This is a genomic window from Mesorhizobium sp. BR-1-1-10, from assembly GCF_020165595.1.
Classification (GTDB): domain Bacteria; phylum Pseudomonadota; class Alphaproteobacteria; order Rhizobiales; family Rhizobiaceae; genus Mesorhizobium; species Mesorhizobium australicum.
This window is the reverse complement of sequence record NZ_JAIUIL010000011.1, coordinates 52,858-72,925: the sequence shown is the minus strand read 5'-3', so window position 1 is coordinate 72,925 and position 20,068 is coordinate 52,858. Positions and strand designations below refer to the sequence as shown.

General features: G+C 64.7%; 20 protein-coding genes. 12 read left to right on the top strand and 8 right to left on the bottom strand.

Annotated elements, in window-relative coordinates:
• Nucleotides 1-50: 50 nt before the first annotated feature.
• From arsK to LB555_RS22875, 4 genes are read right to left on the bottom strand one after another with little or no spacing between them, the layout of a single operon-like run.
• Entirely contained in the window at nt 51-1,277 is a 1,227-nt protein-coding gene (gene arsK, locus LB555_RS22890) for an arsenite efflux MFS transporter ArsK (RefSeq protein WP_224683833.1), read from the bottom strand.
• Nucleotides 1,258-1,671, bottom strand: a complete 414-nt coding sequence (arsC, locus tag LB555_RS22885) for an arsenate reductase (glutaredoxin) (protein WP_224683832.1) — start codon at nt 1,669-1,671, stop codon at nt 1,258-1,260. The genes arsK and arsC overlap by 20 nt, the downstream gene beginning before the upstream one ends.
• Nucleotides 1,668-2,405: an aquaporin gene (locus LB555_RS22880; protein WP_224683831.1), complete on the bottom strand. Its 738-nt coding sequence runs from the start codon at nt 2,403-2,405 to the stop codon at nt 1,668-1,670. Before LB555_RS22880 ends, arsC begins: the two co-directional genes overlap by 4 nt.
• Entirely contained in the window at nt 2,402-2,755 is a 354-nt protein-coding gene (locus tag LB555_RS22875) for an ArsR/SmtB family transcription factor (protein WP_140716386.1), read from the bottom strand. The genes LB555_RS22880 and LB555_RS22875 overlap by 4 nt, the downstream gene beginning before the upstream one ends.
• Before the next feature lie 42 nt (nt 2,756-2,797).
• Here LB555_RS22875 and LB555_RS22870 point away from each other — a divergent pair, with 42 nt between their 5' ends.
• Nucleotides 2,798-3,328 carry a DUF6428 family protein gene (locus LB555_RS22870; protein ID WP_140716388.1) on the top strand — a complete coding sequence of 177 codons (531 nt, stop codon included), beginning with the start codon at nt 2,798-2,800 and terminating at the stop codon, nt 3,326-3,328.
• A gap of 77 nt (nt 3,329-3,405) precedes the next feature.
• On the opposite strand, the gene LB555_RS22865 is transcribed toward LB555_RS22870, so the two are convergent.
• Nucleotides 3,406-3,618 (bottom strand): tautomerase family protein, encoded by a 213-nt coding sequence (locus LB555_RS22865; RefSeq protein ID WP_140716390.1) that lies wholly within the window; start codon nt 3,616-3,618, stop codon nt 3,406-3,408.
• A gap of 87 nt (nt 3,619-3,705) precedes the next feature.
• Nucleotides 3,706-4,461 carry an SDR family oxidoreductase gene (locus LB555_RS22860; RefSeq protein WP_224683830.1) on the bottom strand — a complete coding sequence of 252 codons (756 nt, stop codon included), beginning with the start codon at nt 4,459-4,461 and terminating at the stop codon, nt 3,706-3,708.
• Between the two features lie 103 nt (nt 4,462-4,564).
• Here LB555_RS22860 and LB555_RS22855 point away from each other — a divergent pair, with 103 nt between their 5' ends.
• From LB555_RS22855 to LB555_RS22845, 3 genes are all read left to right on the top strand, one after another.
• Nucleotides 4,565-5,458 (top strand): LysR family transcriptional regulator, encoded by an 894-nt coding sequence (locus tag LB555_RS22855; RefSeq protein WP_224683829.1) that lies wholly within the window; start codon nt 4,565-4,567, stop codon nt 5,456-5,458.
• A gap of 154 nt (nt 5,459-5,612) precedes the next feature.
• Entirely contained in the window at nt 5,613-7,271 is a 1,659-nt protein-coding gene (locus tag LB555_RS22850) for an acyl-CoA synthetase (RefSeq protein WP_224683827.1), read from the top strand.
• 104 nt (nt 7,272-7,375) lie between these two features.
• Nucleotides 7,376-7,726: a DUF2200 domain-containing protein gene (locus LB555_RS22845; protein WP_140788474.1), complete on the top strand. Its 351-nt coding sequence runs from the start codon at nt 7,376-7,378 to the stop codon at nt 7,724-7,726.
• 65 nt (nt 7,727-7,791) lie between these two features.
• Here the strand turns inward: LB555_RS22845 and LB555_RS22840 are convergent, their stop codons facing one another.
• Entirely contained in the window at nt 7,792-8,682 is an 891-nt protein-coding gene (locus LB555_RS22840; protein ID WP_224683826.1) for a LysR family transcriptional regulator, read from the bottom strand.
• Nucleotides 8,683-8,886: 204 nt separating this feature from the next.
• Between LB555_RS22840 and LB555_RS22835 the strand changes: the two genes are divergently transcribed.
• Both LB555_RS22835 and LB555_RS22830 read left to right on the top strand, forming a co-directional pair.
• Complete coding sequence (locus LB555_RS22835; RefSeq protein WP_015316888.1) at nt 8,887-9,822, top strand: DMT family transporter; 936 nt, start codon at nt 8,887-8,889, stop codon at nt 9,820-9,822.
• Nucleotides 9,823-9,872: 50 nt separating this feature from the next.
• On the top strand, nt 9,873-10,595 hold the full coding sequence (locus LB555_RS22830; RefSeq protein ID WP_015316887.1) for a haloacid dehalogenase type II: 723 nt from the start codon (nt 9,873-9,875) through the stop codon (nt 10,593-10,595).
• Nucleotides 10,596-10,641: 46 nt separating this feature from the next.
• Here LB555_RS22830 and LB555_RS22825 read toward each other — a convergent pair whose 3' ends face one another.
• On the bottom strand, nt 10,642-12,690 hold the full coding sequence (locus tag LB555_RS22825) for an ABC transporter ATP-binding protein/permease (protein ID WP_015316886.1): 2,049 nt from the start codon (nt 12,688-12,690) through the stop codon (nt 10,642-10,644).
• Between the two features lie 124 nt (nt 12,691-12,814).
• Here LB555_RS22825 and LB555_RS22820 point away from each other — a divergent pair, with 124 nt between their 5' ends.
• The 6 genes from LB555_RS22820 to LB555_RS22795 all read left to right on the top strand — a co-directional run bounded on the left by LB555_RS22820 (nt 12,815) and on the right by LB555_RS22795 (nt 20,054).
• Nucleotides 12,815-13,699 (top strand): hypothetical protein, encoded by an 885-nt coding sequence (locus tag LB555_RS22820; protein ID WP_224683825.1) that lies wholly within the window; start codon nt 12,815-12,817, stop codon nt 13,697-13,699.
• Nucleotides 13,700-13,928: 229 nt separating this feature from the next.
• Nucleotides 13,929-15,821 (top strand): molecular chaperone HtpG, encoded by a 1,893-nt coding sequence (htpG, locus tag LB555_RS22815; RefSeq protein WP_224683824.1) that lies wholly within the window; start codon nt 13,929-13,931, stop codon nt 15,819-15,821.
• A 203-nt stretch (nt 15,822-16,024) separates the two neighbouring features.
• On the top strand, nt 16,025-16,903 hold the full coding sequence (locus LB555_RS22810; RefSeq protein WP_140617955.1) for an ABC transporter permease: 879 nt from the start codon (nt 16,025-16,027) through the stop codon (nt 16,901-16,903).
• A gap of 13 nt (nt 16,904-16,916) precedes the next feature.
• A complete protein-coding gene (locus LB555_RS22805) occupies nt 16,917-17,759 on the top strand; it encodes an ABC transporter permease (RefSeq protein ID WP_140617954.1) in 843 nt (280 codons plus the stop codon).
• Nucleotides 17,756-18,898, top strand: coding sequence for an ABC transporter substrate-binding protein (locus LB555_RS22800; RefSeq protein ID WP_224683823.1), 1,143 nt, complete (start codon nt 17,756-17,758; stop codon nt 18,896-18,898). Before LB555_RS22805 ends, LB555_RS22800 begins: the two co-directional genes overlap by 4 nt.
• On the top strand, nt 18,891-20,054 hold the full coding sequence (locus LB555_RS22795) for an ABC transporter ATP-binding protein (protein WP_140617952.1): 1,164 nt from the start codon (nt 18,891-18,893) through the stop codon (nt 20,052-20,054). Before LB555_RS22800 ends, LB555_RS22795 begins: the two co-directional genes overlap by 8 nt.
• Nucleotides 20,055-20,068 lie beyond the last annotated feature (14 nt).

Sequence of the window (20,068 nt, the reverse complement as noted above, 5' to 3'; positions counted from 1 at the left end):
TTGAGCCGGCGGAGTGGCGCCAAACCGCCTCTGGGCATCCCTGCCCGGTTTCAGGTGGCGCTCGACACTTTCGCGATCGCCGCCAGCACCAGCAGAGCCAGACAGCCAACAAGTGCCATCAGGCCCAGCGACCAGGAAATGCCGATATGGGCCATCGCCAATGCCAGGGCGAACGGCGCGACCGCCGAGACGATCAGGCGGGCGGACATGGCGCGTCCCTGCAGCCGGCCATAGCCTTCGCTGCCGAACAGCATCAGTGGCAGTGCCCCGGTGACGATGCTGAACAGCCCGTTGCCCATTCCGAAGACGACGGCGAACGCCATCGCGCCGGCGATCGAAGGCGCGGTGCCAAGCAGGATGGCCACGCCCGCCGTCATCAGCACGGCTGAGATGATGGCGAGCCGCAGCAGCGGCAGGTTGATCCCGAAGACCATATTGATGAAACGGCTGAGCACCTGCGACGGCCCGAACAGCGTTCCAACGATGGCGGCGGCGGCACCCAGACCGAGCCCGGACAGCAGCGGCACCATATGGACCAGCACGGCGGCGCTGACCAGGTTCTGGAGCGAGAAAGCGACAACCATCAAGGCAAAGCCGAGCGGCCGCGCCGGGGCCGGCAGCGATCCCGCGACGTGCCGTGGCGGCTCGATCGCCGCGCGCCTGCTCCTGGCCAGCCCCTGCGAGAGCCAGGCGTGCAGCGGCAGGCAGACCAGCAGGTTCAGCCCGGCAAAGACGAGGTAGACGTCTCGCCAAGGCAAATGCGCATGCATGGCCGATGTGATCGGCCAGAAGACTGTCGATGCGAAACCGGCGATGAGGGTGAGATAGGTTATGCTGCGCTGCGCGGCACGCGGCCGGATCTGGACCAGCAGCGCGAAGGCCGCGCCGTATTGGACAAGGTTCGATGCTGCCTCCAGCGCAATCAGCGCGCCGACGAAGGCTGGACCGTTGGGCGCATAGGCACAGGCGGCAAGCGCAGCGGCAGCAACGGCCGAGCCCGCGGTCATGATCCGTCCCGCGCCAAAACGGTCGATCCAGCCGCCGAGCAAGGGGGCGGTTAGCCCGCCGGCCAGCAGCGCGGCCGATAGCGCGCCGAATATCCATTCGGTTGGCCAGCCCATATCCTTCGCCATGTCGCCGGCAAGGATGCTGAAACTGTAATAAAGCGTACCGTAGCCGATAATCTGGGTGATCCCGAGCGCGGCGACAGCCGCTATCGGGGCACGCTCCGCGGTCTCGGCTTTTGCAAGGCTTCCATCATTGCCTACCGCGGTCATGGCTCACCACCTCCCCGTCTTCCTTGGTGAACCGGCTCACCGGGCGGTCGAGCAGATCCAGCACAAGCTCGGACGGACGGCACAGCCGTGTCCCTCTCGGCGTTTCGACGATCGGCCGGTTAATCAGTATCGGATGCTCGAGCATGGCATCGAGCAGTTGGCTGTCCGACCATTTTGGATCGGCCAGGCCCAGTTCGGCGTAGGGGGTGCCCTTTTCACGCAGCAAGGCGCGCACGGGAATTTCCAGCGTCGCTATCAATTGCTCCAGCCGCGCACGTGGCGGCGGATGTTTCAGATATTCGACGATGGTCGGCTCCTCGCCGCTCGCCCTGATCATGGCAAGCGTGTTGCGCGAGGTTCCGCAGTCCGGATTGTGGTAGATGGTGATCGTCATGGGCTGGCCTCGATGGGGAACGGTTGAACGTGCGGCTGCAGCAGCCATGTCGTCAGCGCCAGGGCAATGCCCGCGCCGGCCAGTTCGGCGGCGATGAAGCCCGGCAGGCTTGCCGGACTGATTCCGGAAAAACTGTCCGTCAGTGACCGCGCGGCCGCGACCGCTGGGTTGGCGAACGATGTCGATGCGGTGAACCAGTAAGCGGCGGTGATATAGAGGCCGACTAGCCAGGGGATGGCCGAGCGCTCGAAACGCAGGCCGGCGAGAATGACCGCCAGCAACCCGAAGGTCGCGATCCCTTCCGAAAGCCAGAGCGCGGGTCCCGTTCGGTCATGCGTCGACAAGGCGAGCGGCGAAAGCCCGAACATCAGGTGCGCGCCGACCGTGCCGGCGACGCCGCCCGAGAGTTGGGCGAGCACATACCAGGCGCAGTCGCTCGCCGGCAGCCGGCGCGACAGCGCCAGGACCATTGAAACGGCCGGATTGAAATGAGCGCCCGAGACCGGCCCCAGTATCGTGATGAGCACCACGAGGATCGCGCCCGTCGGCAAAGTGTTGCCAAGCAGCGTCAGTGCGCGATCGGGCGTCAGCGACTGCGCCATGATACCGGAACCGACCACCGTGGCCACCAGCAAGCCGGTGCCGAGAGCTTCCGCCGTGAGCCGGCGCGGCAAATCAAAACCGGCCGTGTCCCTGATGGAGGATGCGCCAGGCACAGTGTGGCCGCCACTCATCGGGCAGGCTCCCGCGTGTCGGCCGCACAGCAGCCCGGCAACACCGCCGGCGCGCAGATTTCCGGCCGGCCGGAGCAACAATCCTCCATCAGGAAGCGGATAAGACCGCTCAGCATGTCATACTCGGCGCTGTAGACCATGGAGCGGGAATCGCGGCGCACGCTCACCAGCCCCGCGCGTTCAAGCTCCTTAAGGTGGAAGCTGACGTTGGACGCCGAAACCTCGACCTTCTCGGCTATCGCCCCGGCGGCGATGCCGTCGGGGCCGGCGATCACCAGATGGCGCAGCACGCGCAGCCGTGTTTCCTGCGACAGCGCCGCGAAGGCCAACAGGGCTTGACGTTCATTCATATTTCAACAATCCTATGAATATTGAAGCAAGGATTATCGCACATGCTCGCCTCTGACAATCGGGAATTTGATCCCGTGATCACGGCCGACCCGCGGGACATCACCATGGCCGGCTTGCTGGGCTTTCTGGCGGATCACAGGGAAAAGCCACTGGTGTTTTTCCATGAAGGCGGGCCGGTGTTGCCGGGCTACCATGTCACCGAGGTCAAGGCCGGCCGCTTCGACGCGCTCGACTGCGGCGGGAATCCGGAATCATGGTCGGAGATCTTCGTGCAGCTATGGGACGTCAATGAGGACCGCACCCATATGCCGGCTGGAAAATTCGCGGCGATCATCCGGAAAGTGACCGAGCATGTCGGTCTCGACCAGGCGGCCAAGCTGACCTTCGAGGTCAGCGACGGCGTGCGCCCGATGCAGCTCTACCGGGCCGCCCTGCCCCGGCTGGCCGACGGCGCGGTGCATGTCGCGCTTGCGCCACGGCCAGCGAGTTGCAAGCCGCGCGACCGCTGGCTGGAGGAGGAAAAGAAGGCCAAGGCCTGCTGTGGCCCCTCCGCCGGGCCATGCTGCGGCTAACGGAGGGTGCTTTTGAGCATGTGAGTACCGGAAGCGCGGGCGTGAGCCATGTGCAGGCCGGCCGGACATCGGCAACCTTAGTCCTTGGCGCGAAAAGCGTCCGGCATCACGAACACTTCGTCGGCACGGCCATAGCCGCCATCGGCGACTTCCTCCACAAGCACCATCGTGTAGGGCCGCACGCCCTCACCGAAAAAGTCGACGAACATGGCGGTCGTGCGATGGATGAGGTCTTCTTTCTGTGCCTTGGAGAGCGCCGCCTGCGGCATCTTGATGTTGGCGAATGGCATGGTGTTTTCCTTGTCTTCTCAATCGTTTGGGCTAGGTTTCGAATGGAACGGGAGGCAAGCCGCCACAGCAGCAGCGGCCAGCCTCCTTCAGATCACGCCGCCATTGGCGCGGATGATTTGCCCGTTGACCCAGGCACTGTCCGGCCCGGCCAGGAACGAGACCACGCCGGCAATGTCGTCGGGCTGGCCGAGCCTGCCGAGCGGGATCATCTTGGCCGTGGCCTCGATCTGCGCCGCGCTCTTGCCATCGGTGAACAGCGCCGTCTCGACCGGTCCGGGCGCCACCGCGTTGACGGTGATGCCGCGCGCGCCAAGCTCCTTGGCCAGGATGTACGTCATCGCCTCGATCGCCGCCTTGGTGGCGGCATAGACGCCGTAACCCGGCTGGTAGAGGCCGACCACGCTGCTCGAAAAATTGACGATGCGGCCGCCATCGCGAATGCGTTTTGCGCCTTCGCGCATACCACGGAACACGCCGCCGAGATTGATCGCGACCTGGGTGTCGAAGAAGGCATCATCGGCCTGTGCGATCGGCGAAAGCTTCATGATGCCGGCATTGTTGACCAGTATATCGATGCCTCCGAACGCCTTCTCGCCGGCGTCGAAGAGGCTGGCGATACCGGCCGGAACCGCGATATCGGCTTGCACGGCGATCGCCTTGCCGCCATCGGCTTCGATGGCGCGCACCAGCGCCTCGGCCTCGGCCTGTCCCCGCGCGTAATTGACGACGACGGCGATGCCGTCGCGGGCCAGCCGCCGCGCGATCGCCGCGCCGATGCCCTTGGAGGCGCCGGTCACGATCGCCGCTTTAGTTTGGCCCGTGCTCGTTTGGCCTGAAGTCATGGAAGTCTCTCCTTCTTGTTGGTGAGACGGATATAGGCCGAACCAACTTCCGGATAATCAGCCTTGTCTTGACATCACTATTCGGAAACTGCGAACAAAGACCATGGATCGCCTGGACACGATGCGGCTCTTCGTTCGCGTGCTGGAGCGGCGCAGCTTTACCGCTGCCGCCGCCGATCTCGGCCTGCCGCGCTCGACCGCGACGGAAGCGGTCCGGCGGCTGGAAGACCATCTCGGCGCAAGGCTGCTCGAGCGCACCACGCGCCAGGTGAACGCCACGCAGGACGGCGAGGCCTATTACCGGCGCTGCCTGTCCATCCTGGCCGAGATCGAGGATGCCGAGGCCGCCTTCCGCAATGCCGAACCCTTCGGCCTGCTGCGCATCGACGCCAGCACGCTGCTCACACGCACCTTCCTGTTGCCGCGCCTGCCGGAATTCCTCGCCCGTTATGCCAGGATCGACCTGCAGATCGGCCAGAGCGACCGGCTGGTCGACTTGGTGCGCGAGGGTGTCGACTGCGTCATCCGCGTCGGCGAGCCGCCTGACAGCGGCATGATCATGCGCCGGCTTGGCATGATCCGCGAGATGACCTGCGCCAGCCCCGCCTATCTCTCCCGCCACGGCACGCCCGCCTCCCCCGATGCGCTGGACGGCCATAAGGCGGTCGGCTTCGTCTCCTCCCGCACCGGCGAAGTGCTGCCCTTCGAGTTCACCGTCGGCGGCAAGACGCGCGAGGTCAGGCTGCCCGGCCGCGTCGCCGCCAACAATTCCGACACCGCCGCCGACCTCGCCCGGCTTGGCCTCGGTCTCATCCAGGCGCCGCGCTATCGCTTCGAGAAGGATTTGGCAGAGGGAACACTGGTCGAGGTGCTGGCCGAGTATCCGCCCTCGCCGACACCGCTGTCGGCGCTCTATCCGCAGAACCGGCAGCTTTCGCCGCGCCTGCGCGTCTTTCTCGACTGGGCGGCACGCATCTTCGCCGAGGCGAACCTGTAAGCGCAATTCCGGGAAAAGTGTGTAGCGGTTCTTCGTCCGGAGTTGCGTCAACACAGGGAACAGGCACTCGCCGTTGCCCATCGGCGCCATCTGATGTCAATGTCGCCGCGACAGCGCGCCATGGGGAGATGGCGCACCGCCAGGGAGGATTTTCATGACCAAGCAGCAAGCCGGCTTGCCGCGCTATGACGATGCCGTTGCAAGCTTTCGTATCGAGGATGAGATCGCGAGACTGCAGGGCGACCCCGCGACCGGAATCAACGCCTATGTCGAATGCTGCGGCCGGCACACCGGCGGAAACCGCCTGGCGCTGCGCGCCATCTCTGCCGGCGGCGAACTCAGCGAATTCAGCTTCGAGGATCTCGCCGACATGTCCGGCCGCGTCGGTACTCTGCTGAAGGAATTGGGCGTCGGCCCGGGCGATGTCGTGGCCGGCATGCTGCCGCGCATCCCCGAACTGGTGGCGCTGATCCTCGGCGCCTGGCGCATCGGCGCGGTCTACCAGCCGCTGTTCACTGCCTTCGGCCCGAAGGCGATCGAACACCGGCTCGGCTACAGCGGCGCCAGGCTGGTGGTGACCAATCCGGCCAATCGCGGCAAGCTCGACGAGGTCGCGAACCCTCCGCAAATCGCCACCATCCTAGGTGCTGGCGACGCCCTGTCCCCGGGCGACATCGATTTCCGTGCCGCGCTTGCCGCCGCCTCACCCAACTGCGACCCGGTGATGCGCAAGGGCGAAGACCTGTTCATGATGATGTCGACCTCGGGCACCACCGGCCTGCCGAAGGGCGTGCCGGTGCCGCTCAACGCGCTGCTCGCCTTCGGCGCCTATATGCGCGACGCGATCGGCCTGCGCCCAGACGACATCTTCTGGAACATCGCCGATCCGGGCTGGGCCTATGGCCTCTACTACGCCATCACGGGACCCCTGCTGCTCGGCATCGCCACGACCTTCAACGAGGGCGCCTTCACCGCCAAAAACACCTATGATGTCATCGAGCGGCTTGGCGTCACCAGCCTTGCCGGCTCGCCCACCGCCTTCCGCCTGCTGCTCGCCGAAGGTCCCGACGCCGCCGCGCGTGCAAAAGGCCGGCTGCGTGTGGTGAGCAGCGCCGGCGAGCCGCTCAACCCGGAAGTGATCCGCTGGTTCGACGCCCATCTCGCCGCGCCCATCCACGACCATTACGGCCAGACCGAGAACGGCATGATGGTCAACAACCATCACGGCCTGGCGCACCCTGTCCGCGCCGGCTCGGCGGGCTTTGCCATGCCGGGCCATCGCATGGTGGTGCTGGACGAGGCCGGCAACGAGCTCGGCCCCAACCAGCCCGGCATCCTCGCCGTCGACATCGCCAACTCGCCGTTGCGCTGGTTCGACGGCTACCACCAGGCCGAAACGCCGGCCATATCGGGCGGCTACTACCGCACCGGCGACACGGTGGAATACGAGCCGGACGGCTCGGTCTCCTTCATCGGCCGCGCCGACGACGTCATCACCTCGTCAGGCTACCGCATCGGCCCCTTCGACGTCGAAAGCGCGCTGATCGAACATCCCGCCGTCAACGAGGCGGCGGTGGTCGGCGTACCCGACCCGCAGCGCACCGAGATCGTCAAGGCCTTCGTCATCCTGGCGCCCGCCTACGAGGGCAGCCCGGAACTCGCCGAAGAATTGGCGCAGCATGTCCGCAAACGCCTCTCGGCCCATGCCTATCCGCGCGAGATCGACTTCGTCGGGGAATTGCCGAAGACCCCTAGCGGCAAGATCCAACGGTTCTTGTTGCGCAAGGCTGAGGTGGAGAAAAGGAACGGGTGAAGGGCGGCGGGAAGATTGGAGTCGGTCCTGCGCCAATTGCTGAGACCTGCGCATTGGAGGCAAAGTTGAGTGCGGGCGATAGGCGCCACCGGTAAGGGCACGTCATGACGGAGCATCGAATCTATTCCACAAGCTTTGCCAGCGTCTATCCGCACTATGTCGCCAAGGCGCAAAGGAAAGGACGCACCAGAGCCGAGGTCGATGAGATCATCTGCTGGCTGACGGGCTACACCGAGAAGGAACTCGACGCCGAACTGGAGAAAAAAACCAGCTTCGAGGATTTCTTTGGTCAGGCCTCTCGACTGAATCCTTTGCGGAATTTGATTACAGGGGTGGTCTGCGGCGTCCGCGTGGAAGATATTGAGGATCCACTGATGAAGGAAATTCGCTACCTCGATAAGCTGATCGACGAGCTTGCGAAGGGGAAAGCGATGGAGAAGATACTCCGGAAATGAGGAGAGAGGCTCGAGCGCGCGATATCATCGACCGGGCGCGTGGGCGCAAGCGCTAATCACACCCCTCACACCGCGATCTGCAGGGTCCCGTGGCGCTTCACCTCAGCCTCTATCTCCCGCACCAGCGTCTCCAGCGCGGGATTGCGGACGTTGCGGGCGCGGCGAATGACGTAGGCGAGGTCCGGAGGCTTGGGGAACGACTTGTCGACGATCTCCATGCCGGGCCGCAGATGACGCTGGCTGAGCAGCGCCACGCCGAGGCCGGAGGTCACGCCGGCGATGATGCCGGCCGCGCTCGAACATTCGAACACGATCTCGAACACCGTTCCCTCGTCCTGGCCGAGATCGAGGCCCCAACGGCGATAGAAGCAGTTCTCGTCAAAGGATAGGAACGGCACCGGGTCGCCTTTCCCAAGGGTCAGCTCGGGCGACTTCACCCAATGCAGGGTCTCGCGGAACAGCAGGACATCGGTGGGGCGGACGTCGTGCTGGAACACCTGGATGATGGCAGCGTCGAGCGCGCCCTCGCCCAACAGCTTCTGCAAGGCAAGGCTCATACGCACCTGCGTGCGCACGCTCACCTCGGGGTACAGCCGGCGAAACCGGCCAAGGATGCGCGAAAGGTCCGTGCAGGTCGTATCCTCGGTCATCCCCAAAGCGATCTTGCCTTGCAGCGTGCTCTTCGACAGGCTCAGGATCGCCTCGTCATGGATGCCCAGGATGCGCCTGGCATAGCCCAGCAGATCCTGCCCTGAACTGGTGAACATCGGCGCATTCGCCTTGCGTCTGAGGATTTCGCAGTCGAGACTCGCTTCCAGCCGCCTGATCTTGTGGCTGACGGCCGATTGCGACAGGCCGAGCATCTCGGCAGCCCGGGTAACACCGCCATGTTTCTCGATCGCCACCATCGCCCGCAAGGCATCGACATCCAGGCGCCGGCTCATCACTCCAGCCATGACAATCCTCGTTTGAAACGAAAGCAGCGCTCCAGGGTCTCGGCAGAGAACGGGCTTTGAGGCAATCAGATATGCCACATCTCGCGCCTATTTCATGAATACATCGAAATTTGTCATGTGCAAAGGCGCCTGCGCGCCGCCATAAATCCCGCATCCGAGATCGGCCGTAATCCGCTGGCGAACCCGCTTCGACGAAGAGACCGCATGACGCTCCCGAAACCTCCGTCCCGTCGCCTGGCCTGGCCGCTTCTCGCGGCAGCCCTGGTCGTAAGCTGGAGCTCGGGCTTTGTCGGCATCCGTTACGCCAGCGAGAGCGCCGACGTCATGCTCGTGCTGTTCTGGCGAACCTTGATGTCAGGGCTGGTCCTTCTGCCCTTCGCGCTCATGGTCGGGCCGCGCATCGGCGTCCGGGCGCTGCTCCAGCAGATGGCGTTCGGCGTGGCGATGATGTTCCTCTATCTCGGCGGCTTCGCGCTTGCCATCGGCCAGCGCGTGCCGACCGGCCTTGTCGCGCTGATCTCGGACCTCGTCCCCCTCGCCATCGCGGCACTGTCGCAGCCCGTTCTCGGCCACCGGCTGACATCGAGGCAGTGGACCGGAACGGCTCTCGGCGTGCTCGGCGTGCTGGTCGTCTCGCTGAACAGCCTCAGTCTCGGCACCGCGCCGGCCTGGGCGTACGTGGTCACGATCGCTTCCATGATGGTCTTCGCTCTGGCGACCGTGCTGCAGAAGCGGATGGGGACGATCAACATGCCCATCCACCAGAGCCTGTGCATCCAATGCCTGACGGCGGCGCTGTTTTTTGCCGCTTGCGCCGAATGGAAAGGCGGGCTGATGCCGCCCCTTGATGGCCGGTTCGAGTTCGGCATCGCCTGGCTGGTGCTGTTTTCGACCTTCTTCTGCTACGGCGTCTATTATGCGAGCCTGCGCCTCCACAGCGCCGCGCAGGTCAGCAGCATGATCTATCTCAGCCCGCCGGTGACGATGCTCTGGGCCTGGCTGCTCTTCGGCGAGCCCCTTTCTGCGGCGATGGTCCTTGGCCTCGCGGTGACTCTGGTCGGCATCTGGCTGACATCGTCGCGCGGCACCGCACCGAAGGGCGAGGCAGGTTTGCGCCCAGCCGGGCAGCCAGCCGATTGATCACGATCCACGCAAACGCCAGCCAATTATCCAACTCAAGGGAGTGAACCATGAAGCTGACTGATTTCAAGGCCTTGACCTTCGACTGCTACGGTACGCTGATCGATTGGGAATCCGGCATGATCGACGCCCTGAAGCCGCTGACCGGGCGGGTTGGCCGCGGCCTCGGCCGCGACGAGATCCTGCAGGCGCATGCCAGGCACGAATCCAGCCAGCAGGACTGGACGCCGCAAAAGCGCTACTGCGACCTTCTGGCTGTCGTCTACAAGCGGCTCGCCGAGGAATGGGGCGTCGTGACCACGCCGGAGGAATGCATCGCCTATGGCCAAAGCGTGAAGGACTGGCCGGCCTTTGCCGATACCGCCGCCGCCCTGCAATACCTCAAGCAGCACTACAAGCTCGTCATCCTCTCCAACGTCGACAATACGAGCTTCTCCTTCAGCAACAGGAAGCTCGGCGTCGATTTCGATGCGATCTACACGGCGGAGGACATCGGCTCCTACAAGCCGTCGCCCCGGAATTTCGACTATATGCTGGAAAAACTGGCGACGCTCGGGATCGGCGACAAGCAAGTCCTGCACACGGCCGAAAGCCTGTTTCATGACCATGCCGTGACCAACCGCCTGGGCCTTAAATCGTGCTGGATCCACCGCCGGCATGCCGATCAGGGTTTCGGCGCCACGATGCATCCCGGCGAGATGCCGAAGGTGGACTTCCGCTTCGACAGCATGGCCGACCTCGCCAAGGCGCATCAGGAAGAATTGGGCGGCTGATAGAAGGCCATCCCTTGAGCTGAAACCAGAACTCGCCTGAGCGTCATCAACTCTTTTTACGGGCGGCGCCGCGCTTTTCGGCGGAAGTGCCGGAACCCCACAGGGCGCGGCCGAGCAAGCCCCTGCGTTTGCGCGGGGCGAGGTCGATATCGCTGACCAGCTTGGCGCCACCCTTGCGCCGCTCGAGCGTGATCTTGCGGCTGTGGAAGGCCTCCAGCTCGGCGCGGTGCGCCACGCTCAAGATGGTCACATTAGGCAATTCGTGGATGATGGTCTCCATCATCCTGTCCTGGCTCTTCTCGTCGAGTGCCGCCGTCGCCTCGTCCAGCACGATGATATCGGGCGCGTGCAGGAGCAGCCGCGCGAAGGCCAGGCGCTGCTTCTCGCCGCCCGACAGGGTCTGGTCCCACGGCGCGTCTTCCTCGATCCGGTCGCCGAGATGACCGAGCCCCACCTTGTCGAGGGCAGCCCTGATCTGCGGGATCGTCCAATCCTCGGCGGCGCCTGGATAGGCAGCGGCCCGGCGCAGCGTGCCCGAGGGGATGTAGGGGCGCTGCGGCAGCATGAACATGCGCTTGCCCGGGTGGAAATCGACGCTGCCGCCGCCCCACGGCCACAAGCCCGCTATCGCCCGCACGAGCGTGCTCTTGCCCGAACCGGATTCGCCGGCCACCAGCAGCCGCTCGCCCGGCTGGATCACCACCTCGGTTTCCTTGACCACGGCGGTGCCGTCATCGAGCGACACGGACAGATTGTTGAGGTTGAGCATCGTGTCGTCCTTGGTCTCGCCGCGATTGATGCGTCCGAGCGCGTCGCTCTCTTCCGCGCGCTCGAGCCCATCCAGCGACATCATCAGCGAGGCGATGCGCCGTGCCGAGGCGTTCCAGTCGGCCAGGCGCGGGTAATTGTCGACCAGCCATCCGAACGCGCCCTGCACGATGGCAAAGGCGGATGCCGCCTGCATGACCTGCCCAAGCGACATCGAGCCGTCGAGGAATTTTGGCGCGCACAAAAGCACCGGCACCACCGGCGCGAACAGGCTCGATCCCTGCGAGACCAGCGCCGTGCGCATGTGCTGGCCAGCAAGCATCGCCCACTTCCCCAGCACGCCGGCGAAGGTCCTGTCGATGCCGCTGCGCTCCTCCTCCTCGCCGCCGAGCAGGGCGATGCTCTCGCCGTTTTCGCGCACGCGCATCAGCGTGTAGCGAAATTCCGCTTCCGCCTGGTTCTTCTGCTCGGAGAGTTCGACGAAATGCCGGCCGATGACCACCATCGAGGTGGAGGTGATGCCGGCATAGATGACCGCGGTGATGACGAGAAAGCCCGGAATGGTGACGGTCGAGGAGCCGATCGGCAGCGTCAGCGCGCCGCCGATGGTCCACAAGACGACGATGAAGGTCGAGGCCGCCAGGAACGCGTTGAGCACGCCGGAGACGAAATCAACAGGCGATTCGGTGGCGATCCGCAAATCGTCGGCGATGCGGGCTTCCGGGTTCTGGTGATCGCCGCTGACGAGATTGAGCTGGTAGTAGCGGCCGTTGGTGAGCCAGCGGCCGATGATGGATGTAGTGAGCCAGGAGCGCCAGCGGCGCTGGATCGTCATGCGCAGATAGACCTGCGCAACGACAAGGCTGACGCTTCCAAGCACCAGCGGCACGAACACGGCGCTCAGGAAATAGACGGTCGGCGCATTGCGCTGCTCGATGGCGTCGAAGATCGAGCGGTTCCAGACATTGATCCCGTACTGGAAGCCGACATTGACGCAGATCAGGATCAGGAGCGCGATCGTGCATGGCCAGGCGAGCTTGTCGCCCCGCCGGCTCCAATAGCCGCGCGCGCTGATCCAGAAGCGCTTCAGCAGGTATTTCTTGCGCGCCTGTTCGGCCTGTTCGGGGCTCAGCTGCGGATCAGGTTCCACCGCCGCTGGCGGCGGCGCCGCCTCGCCGACGACCTCGGATGCGGCCTCGACATCGGGTACCTTCTCCCGGCGGGGCTTCCTGGCACCGTTTGGCTTGGCGCCGCCGGCCGGCCTCTGTTTGGGTTTGATGTCTGCCACAACGGCCATAACGGCCTGGGTATCGGAAGGTTTCATCATGAGGGCTTGCGACCTTGCCAGGGCTGTCCTGGTGCCCCGATATCCGCCACGTCTCGCGATGAGTTCACCGCCGCACAATCGCCACCAAGCCACGCGAAGAGCTTGTAAAACGGAGGTTTTCACGATGCGTCTGATCTGGACTTTGGTGTTCGCGCTGGCGAGCGGTGCGGCGTATGCGGCTTCGCCGGAGGACGACTACATCGCCGCGCGCGACAAGGCGATCGCGGCCATCGCCGCGATGGAAAGCGCGAACGCTCCCGTGGAAACGCTCGACGCCGCCAATGAGAAGGCCCGCGCCGATCTCGAACAGCGCCTTTCGACGCTTCTTGGACCTTTCACGGTCAAGGGTTTTCCGGCGGCCGGCAGGATCAATATCGAAAGCCTCAGTTCCTCCGATGTCGGCTTCGGCATGCTGGACGGGCTGCGTCACGGCACCGAGGACGGCCCCAGCATCGTCGCGTCGACACGCGGGCTGGTCGAGCGCTGGCTGCAATCGCGTGCGGCGGAGACGGACGCCGATCTCAAACTGCCCACCAGCTTCGACGCGGCGCTGAAGCTCGATGCGTTCTACACCCAGGCGATCGGCAGCGACGCCGCTTTCACCGGCACGCTCGACTTCACCCTGAAGACGCCCGACGGCGCCGACATGGCGATCGCCCGCCTCGGCGGCTGGGCACAGGACGTCGGACCGAACTACGACCAGGAAATCGTCGTCACGCTGGTCAAGGGCAACAGCGTCATGATCGCCGAGGCGCCCGCGGCACCACCCGTCCCAAGGATCGCGGCCTGCGACGCGGTCTGGACCGCGGCCGACGCCGCCGCGCAGAAACTGGTCAAGCAGGCCACCGACGACAGCGACGAAAATACATCCGATGCCGCCGACGCCGCCTGGGCAAAAGGCGACAGCGACTTCCGCGCCTGCATGGGCAAGAACCTGCGCGACAACCCCGCCTTCCCCGCGCTGCTTGCCCAGGCGCAGACGCTTGCCGACCAGATGGCTGGGAAGTAGGGCGCGCAAGGCGGACGCGGCGCCGACGCTGCCAATCTCCCCCTCGGGGGGAAGATTGGCTGTTTCGTCGTCAGCACCGTTTCCACCCCTTGCGGCCTCCGCACGCCATCACGATATTGCCGGCGCGCTGGCCTTGCTGACGGCAGTTGCCAGCACCGTTGAAAATTGGTGAAAGGAAGTCCCGATCGCGCATGGCGCGACGGGCGGATGAAAGCGTGGGAAACTCGGAATGACGACAGACACGAAAGCGACGGAAACCAAGGCATTCGAGGCGGATGTTTCGCGGCTGCTGCACATGATGGTGCATTCGGTCTATTCCGATAAGGACGTCTTCCTGCGCGAACTGATTTCCAACGCCGCCGACGCCTGCGAGAAGCTGCGCTTCGAGGCCGTCAGTCGCCCCGAATTGATGGCCGACGATCCGAAGCCCCGCATCTCGATTTCAGCCGATCCCGACGGCAAGCTGATCACCGTCGAGGACAACGGCATCGGCATGAGCCGCGACGACATGACGGAGGCGCTGGGCACGATCGCGCGCTCGGGCACGCGCGCTTTCATCGAGCGCGTCGGCGCCGGCAATTCGAGCGAGGACACGCAGCTCATCGGCCAGTTCGGCGTCGGCTTCTACTCCGCCTTCATGGTCGCGACCCGCGTCGACGTCATCAGCCGCCTGGCGGGAAGCGAAGAAGCCTGGCGCTGGTCGTCCGACGGCAAGGGTTCCTACGAGATCGCGCCCGCCCCGCTCGAAGCCGCGCCCAAGCGCGGCACCCGCGTCGTGCTGCATCTGATGGACGACGCCGTGTCCTACACCGGATCCTATCGGCTCGAGCAACTGGCCAAGTCGCAGTCGGGCCATGTGCCGGTGCCGATCACGCTCATCGAGAGGCCCGGTGCCGAGGCGCGCGACATTGCCGATGGCACGGCCCTTTGGGTCAGGCCGAAGAGCGAGATCAAGCCCGAGGAATACACCGATTTCTACCGCGGCGTCTCCGGCCAGTATGACGAGCCGGCCGCCACCGTCCATTTCCGCGCCGAGGGCCGGCAGGAATATAGCGTGCTGGCCTTCGTGCCCGGCTCGCGTCCCTTCGATCTCTTCGACCAGGACCGGAAGGGCCGCATGAAGCTCTATGTGCGCCGCGTCTTCATCACCGACGATGCCGATCTGTTGCCGCGCTACCTGCGCTTCATGCGCGGGCTGGTCGATTCCGCCGACCTGCCGCTCAACGTCTCGCGCGAGATGATCCAGGAAAGCCCGCTGCTTGCCGCGATCCGCAAGGGCCTGACCAACCGCGTGCTTGGCGATCTCGCCAAGCTGGCGGAGAACGAGACCGAGGCCTATGCGAAGATCTGGGAAAACTTCGGCGTCGTCCTCAAGGAAGGGCTCTACGAGGACCATGAGCGGCGCGAGCAGCTCTTGAAGCTCGCCCGCTTCCGCTCAACCGCCTCCGGCGAAGGCTGGCGCGGCCTTGCCGACTACGTCTCGGCGATGAAGGAAGGGCAGAAGGCGATCTTCTTCATGGCCGGCGACGACCGTGCACGGCTCGAAGCCTCGCCGCAGCTCGAAGGTTTCAAGGCACGCGGCATCGAGGTGCTGCTGCTCACCGACCCGGTCGACAGTTTCTGGACGTCGATGGCGCCCGAATTCGACGGCAAACCGTTCAGGTCGGTGACGCAGGGCGTGGCCGAACTTTCCGAGATCCCGCTGCTCGACGAGGCGAACAAGCCGGATGCGGCGGCGGCGCCCGAGGTCGATGGCTTCCTGGCCTTCGTCAAGGCGGCGCTTGGCGATGCCGTGTCGGACGTGAAGGCCTCCGACCGCCTGACCGAAAGCGCGGTCTGCCTGGTGGCGCCCGAACACGGTCCCGACCGGCAGTTCGAGCGGCTGCTCAACGCCGCCGGCCGCCTCGACAAGACGGCCAAACCGATCCTCGAGATCAACCCCCGCCACCAGCGCGTCCTGGCACTCGCCAGCCTCGGCGAAGACGAACAGGCCTTCAAGGAGGATGCCGCCCACCTTCTCTACGACGAGGCGCGCGTCCTCGACGGCGACAAGCCGGCCGACGCAAGGGCGTTTTCGGAGCGCCTCGCCCGGCTGATCGCGCGCGGTATTTCGAAGGGCTGAGGAGACGCCGGCCAGCCGTTCCCGACGTGTGGTCGAACGGGGTTGCGTGGCGACCCCGTCTCCCGACAAATTTCGGCATCTCTCGCACCCGGCGACACTGAAGTCCGCTGGCTCAATCGCCGACTGTGGACATCGCGCCTGCAATCCCTCAATCTTGGCCCGGGAACAAAACAGGCGCTTCAAAGAGAGCGCACCGGGTGCTCATGAAACGACGATGGACATTGTATGATCCACGGCTGGCCTGGATGCTGGTCGCGCCGGTGCTCTTGCTGCTGATCTTTTTCCTAGTGCTGCCGATCGCCGTGATGGCCGGCTATACCTTCTTCACCTTTGTCACCGCCGGCGTGGAAACGAGCGCGCTGACGACCGCGAACTGGCACGAATTCCTCACCGACAGCTACTATCACGGCTTCCTCCTGAAGACGCTGAGGGTCGGAGCCATGACGGCGCTGCTGTGCGGCGTGCTCGGCTACTTCCCCGCCTATTTCATCTGGGCCACGACCTTCAAGCACAAATGGCTGCTGCTGCTTTTGCTGATCGTGCCGTTCTGGATCAGCTTCACCATCCGCACCTTTTCCTGGATCAACATCCTGGGGGAACAGGGCGTCATCAACGTCGCGCTGCTCAAAATGGGCATCATCCATGAGCCGCTGCAGATGCTCTACAACGAAGGCGCGGTCATCCTGGGCATGCTGCACTTCCTGCTGCCCTACATGATCCTCAACGTCTATGTCAGCCTGGAGAGCATTGATCGCACGTTGATTTCGGCGGCCCGCTCGATGGGCTGCACGAGCGCGCAGGCGTTCCGGGAGGTCACGCTGCCGCTGTCGCTGCCCGGCCTGGCGGCGGGCCTGCTGCTTTGCTTCGTGCTGGCCGCCGGCAGCTATGTGACGCCGCAGCTTCTCGGCTCGGGCCGCGACGCTCTGTTCGGCAACCTGATCTACGACACCATCATGGGCGAATTGAACTGGCCGATGGGAGCCACGCTTTCGATCGTGCTGTTCATCGTGCTCGGCTTCTTCGCCGCCGTCTACACGCGCTACATGGGCATGTCGCAGATCGTCAAAGGGCTTGGCGGATGACGGGGTTTGGAGGATGAGAGGAACACGGCGCAGGCAGGAAGGCAGATGGGCCTGGCGGCTGACCGGCTTCGTCACGGTCTGCGTCTACATCTTCATGTTCGCTCCGATCGTGGCGACAGTGGTCCTGTCGTTCAACGCCTCGATGTTCGGCGGCTTCCCGATGACCGGCTTCAGCCTGCAGTGGTACGGCAAGCTGATGGCCAACGAGGCGGTGCTGGCTGCCTTTCGAACATCCTTGTGGATCGCATTGGTCACCGCCATCGTCACCACCGCCATCGGCGTCACCACGGCGTTTGCCTTGGTCCGCTTCGAATTTCGCGGCAAGCAGGCACTGAGCACGCTGGTGATCCTGCCGGCGCTGGTGCCGGAAACCATTCTCGGCGTCGGCCTGCTGGTGCTGATCAAGGCCGTCGACCAGCCGAGGACAATGCTGCTCCTGGTGCTCGGCCATATCCTGCTCGCCGTGCCCTATGTGGTGCTGATCGCCCAGGCGCGCATGATCGGCATCCGGCGCGTCTACGAGGAGGCGGCACTGTCGCTTGGCGCCTCTCGCTTCTCGTCCTTCCGCGAGATCACGCTGCCGCTGCTCATCCCGGCCGTTGTCGGCGGCGCCCTGCTCGCCTTCACCATTTCGTTCGACAACACCTCGGCCAGCCTGTTCTGGCGGCCGGCCGGCGTCGAGACCATGCCGACCCAGATCCTTTCCATGCTCAAGATTTCGATCAGCCCGGAGATCAACGCGCTCGGCACCGTGATGATCCTGGTGACCGTCGGCATCCCGCTGATCGGTGGCCTGATCCTGCAAAGCCTGACAAAACTGAGAAGACGTGGCGAACCAAAGGAGGAAATACAATGAAACTCACCACCACCAAGCGGCTGGAACGGCTGCACGATCGATACGCCAATGGCGACCTGAGCCGCCGCACGTTCCTGACGCTGACCGCCGCAGCGGCAGCATCGGCGGGCCTTTCCATGCCGTGGATGGGCCGGGCGCTCGCCGCGGTCCAGGAGGTTCGCTTCGACGGCTGGGGCGGCACGGTGCAGGACGCGATCGACAAGTTCGCCTTCCAGCCCTACACGACCAAGACCAAGATCAAGGTGGTCCAGGGCACGTTCGGCGACGAGGACGAGATCATCACCAAGATCAAGACCGCCAAGCCCGGCGACTACCAGGTCATCCATTCCTCCGGCGTCAACTACTACATCAAATACGTGAACGCCGGCCTGACCTCGGAAATCAACGAGGCCAACATTCCCAACATGGCGAACGTGCTGCAGCCGATGATCGAGCCGTTCCGCAAGCTGACACCAAAGCTCTCCGCCGTGCCCTACGACTACGGCACGACGGGCATCGCCTACAACACCAAGGTGATCTCGCCGGAGGAAGCCAAGGAAAAGGGCGCCGGGCTCCTGCTCGACAAGAAATACGCCGGCAAGGTCGGCGGCTATTCCGACATGACGACGCGCGTCTGGTATGCGGCGCTCGCCACCGGGCAGGACCCCAACAACCTCAAGGACATGGACGCCATCTGGGCCAAGGTGCGCGAGACGCGCGACCTCGCCAAGAAGTTCTGGAGTTCCGGCGCGGAGCTGATGGACCTGCTTTCCAAGGGTGAGATCGTGGTGACCGATGCCTGGTCGGGCCGCGTCGCCGCGCTGCAGGACCAGGGCCATCCTATCGGCTATCTCGATCCGGCCGGCTCCTACGCCTGGATGGAGGACATGCTGATTCTGAAGAGTTCGCCCATGGCCGAATGCGAGGAACTCATCAACTTCATGCTCGACCCGGCGACCTCGATCGCGGTGGCCGAAGGCCAGAGCTATCCGCCGTCGCTCGATCCTAACAAGGTCAAGCTGACCGAGAAGATCGAGAAGCTGCCGGCATTCGACAAGACGGGCACGATGAAGTCGCTGACCTTTGCCGATCCGACCTACTGGGCGACCAACGAGGACGCCTGGACCAAGCAGTGGAACAGGATCTCGAAGGGTGCCTGACAGCCAGGAAACGACACTCCATCCCCGGCCTGTTCAGGCCGGGGCAGCCGGCGCGAGCGCGGCCGCCGAGGCGAACAGCCCGGCGGTCGAGTTCCGCGACATCGACATCGCCTACGGCAAGTTCGTCGCGGTGCGCGATTTCTCGCTCTCGATCCGCAAGGGCAGCTTCGTCACCTTGCTCGGGCCTTCGGGTTGCGGCAAGACCACGATCCTGCGCTCCATCGCCGGCCTGGTCGATATTTCGGGCGGCCAGATCATGATCGACGGGCGGCGCGTCGACGACGTCCCGATCTACAAGCGCAACATCGGGCTGGTCTTCCAGAGCTACGCGCTCTTCCCGCACAAGAACGTATTCGACAACGTCGCCTTCGGCCTGAAGTACCGCAACGTGCCGAAGCCCGAGATCGTGCGCAAGGTCGGCAAGGCGCTCGAAATGGTGCGGCTGCCGGGCAGCGAGAAGAAGCTGCCGTCGCAACTGTCAGGCGGGCAGCAGCAGCGCATCGCGCTCGCCCGCGCCATCGTCTTCGAGCCGCAGGTGCTGCTGCTGGACGAGCCGTTGTCGGCGCTGGACGCCAACATGCGCGAGGAGATGCGCGTCGAGATCAAGAAGATCCAGAAGGAAACCGGCATCACCGCCATCTTCGTCACGCACGACCAGGAAGAAGCCCTTTCCATGTCGGATCGTATCGTGGTGATGAACGCGGGCGCGGTGGAGCAGATCGGCACTCCGGAGGAGGTCTACGAGGCGCCGGCGACAGCCTTCGTCGCCGACTTCCTCGGCAAGGCCAACATGCTTGCAGGGACCGTGAGCCGGTCCGGCCAAGGAACGGTAACGGTGGTGCTTGGCACCAGCCAGACGGTCAGCGTGGCTTGTCCAAGGCCGCTTGCCGACGGCAGCAAGGTCACCGTCGTGGTGCGGCCGCAGAAATTTTCGGTCGGTGCTGGAACGAGCGCCAATCGACTGTCCGGCCGCGTGATCTCGGCCTCCTATCTGGGCGGCAGCGCGATCTACGAGATCGACATCGGCGGCAAGACCAGCCTCCGCGCCAATACACCGATCACTGGCCGCGTGCTTCGCGAAGGCGAGACGATCGAGTTGGGTTTTGCCCCGGACGGCTGCGTGCTGCTGGACGGGGCCGGGAAGCGGATTTCCTGAAGGTCGCGGGCGCT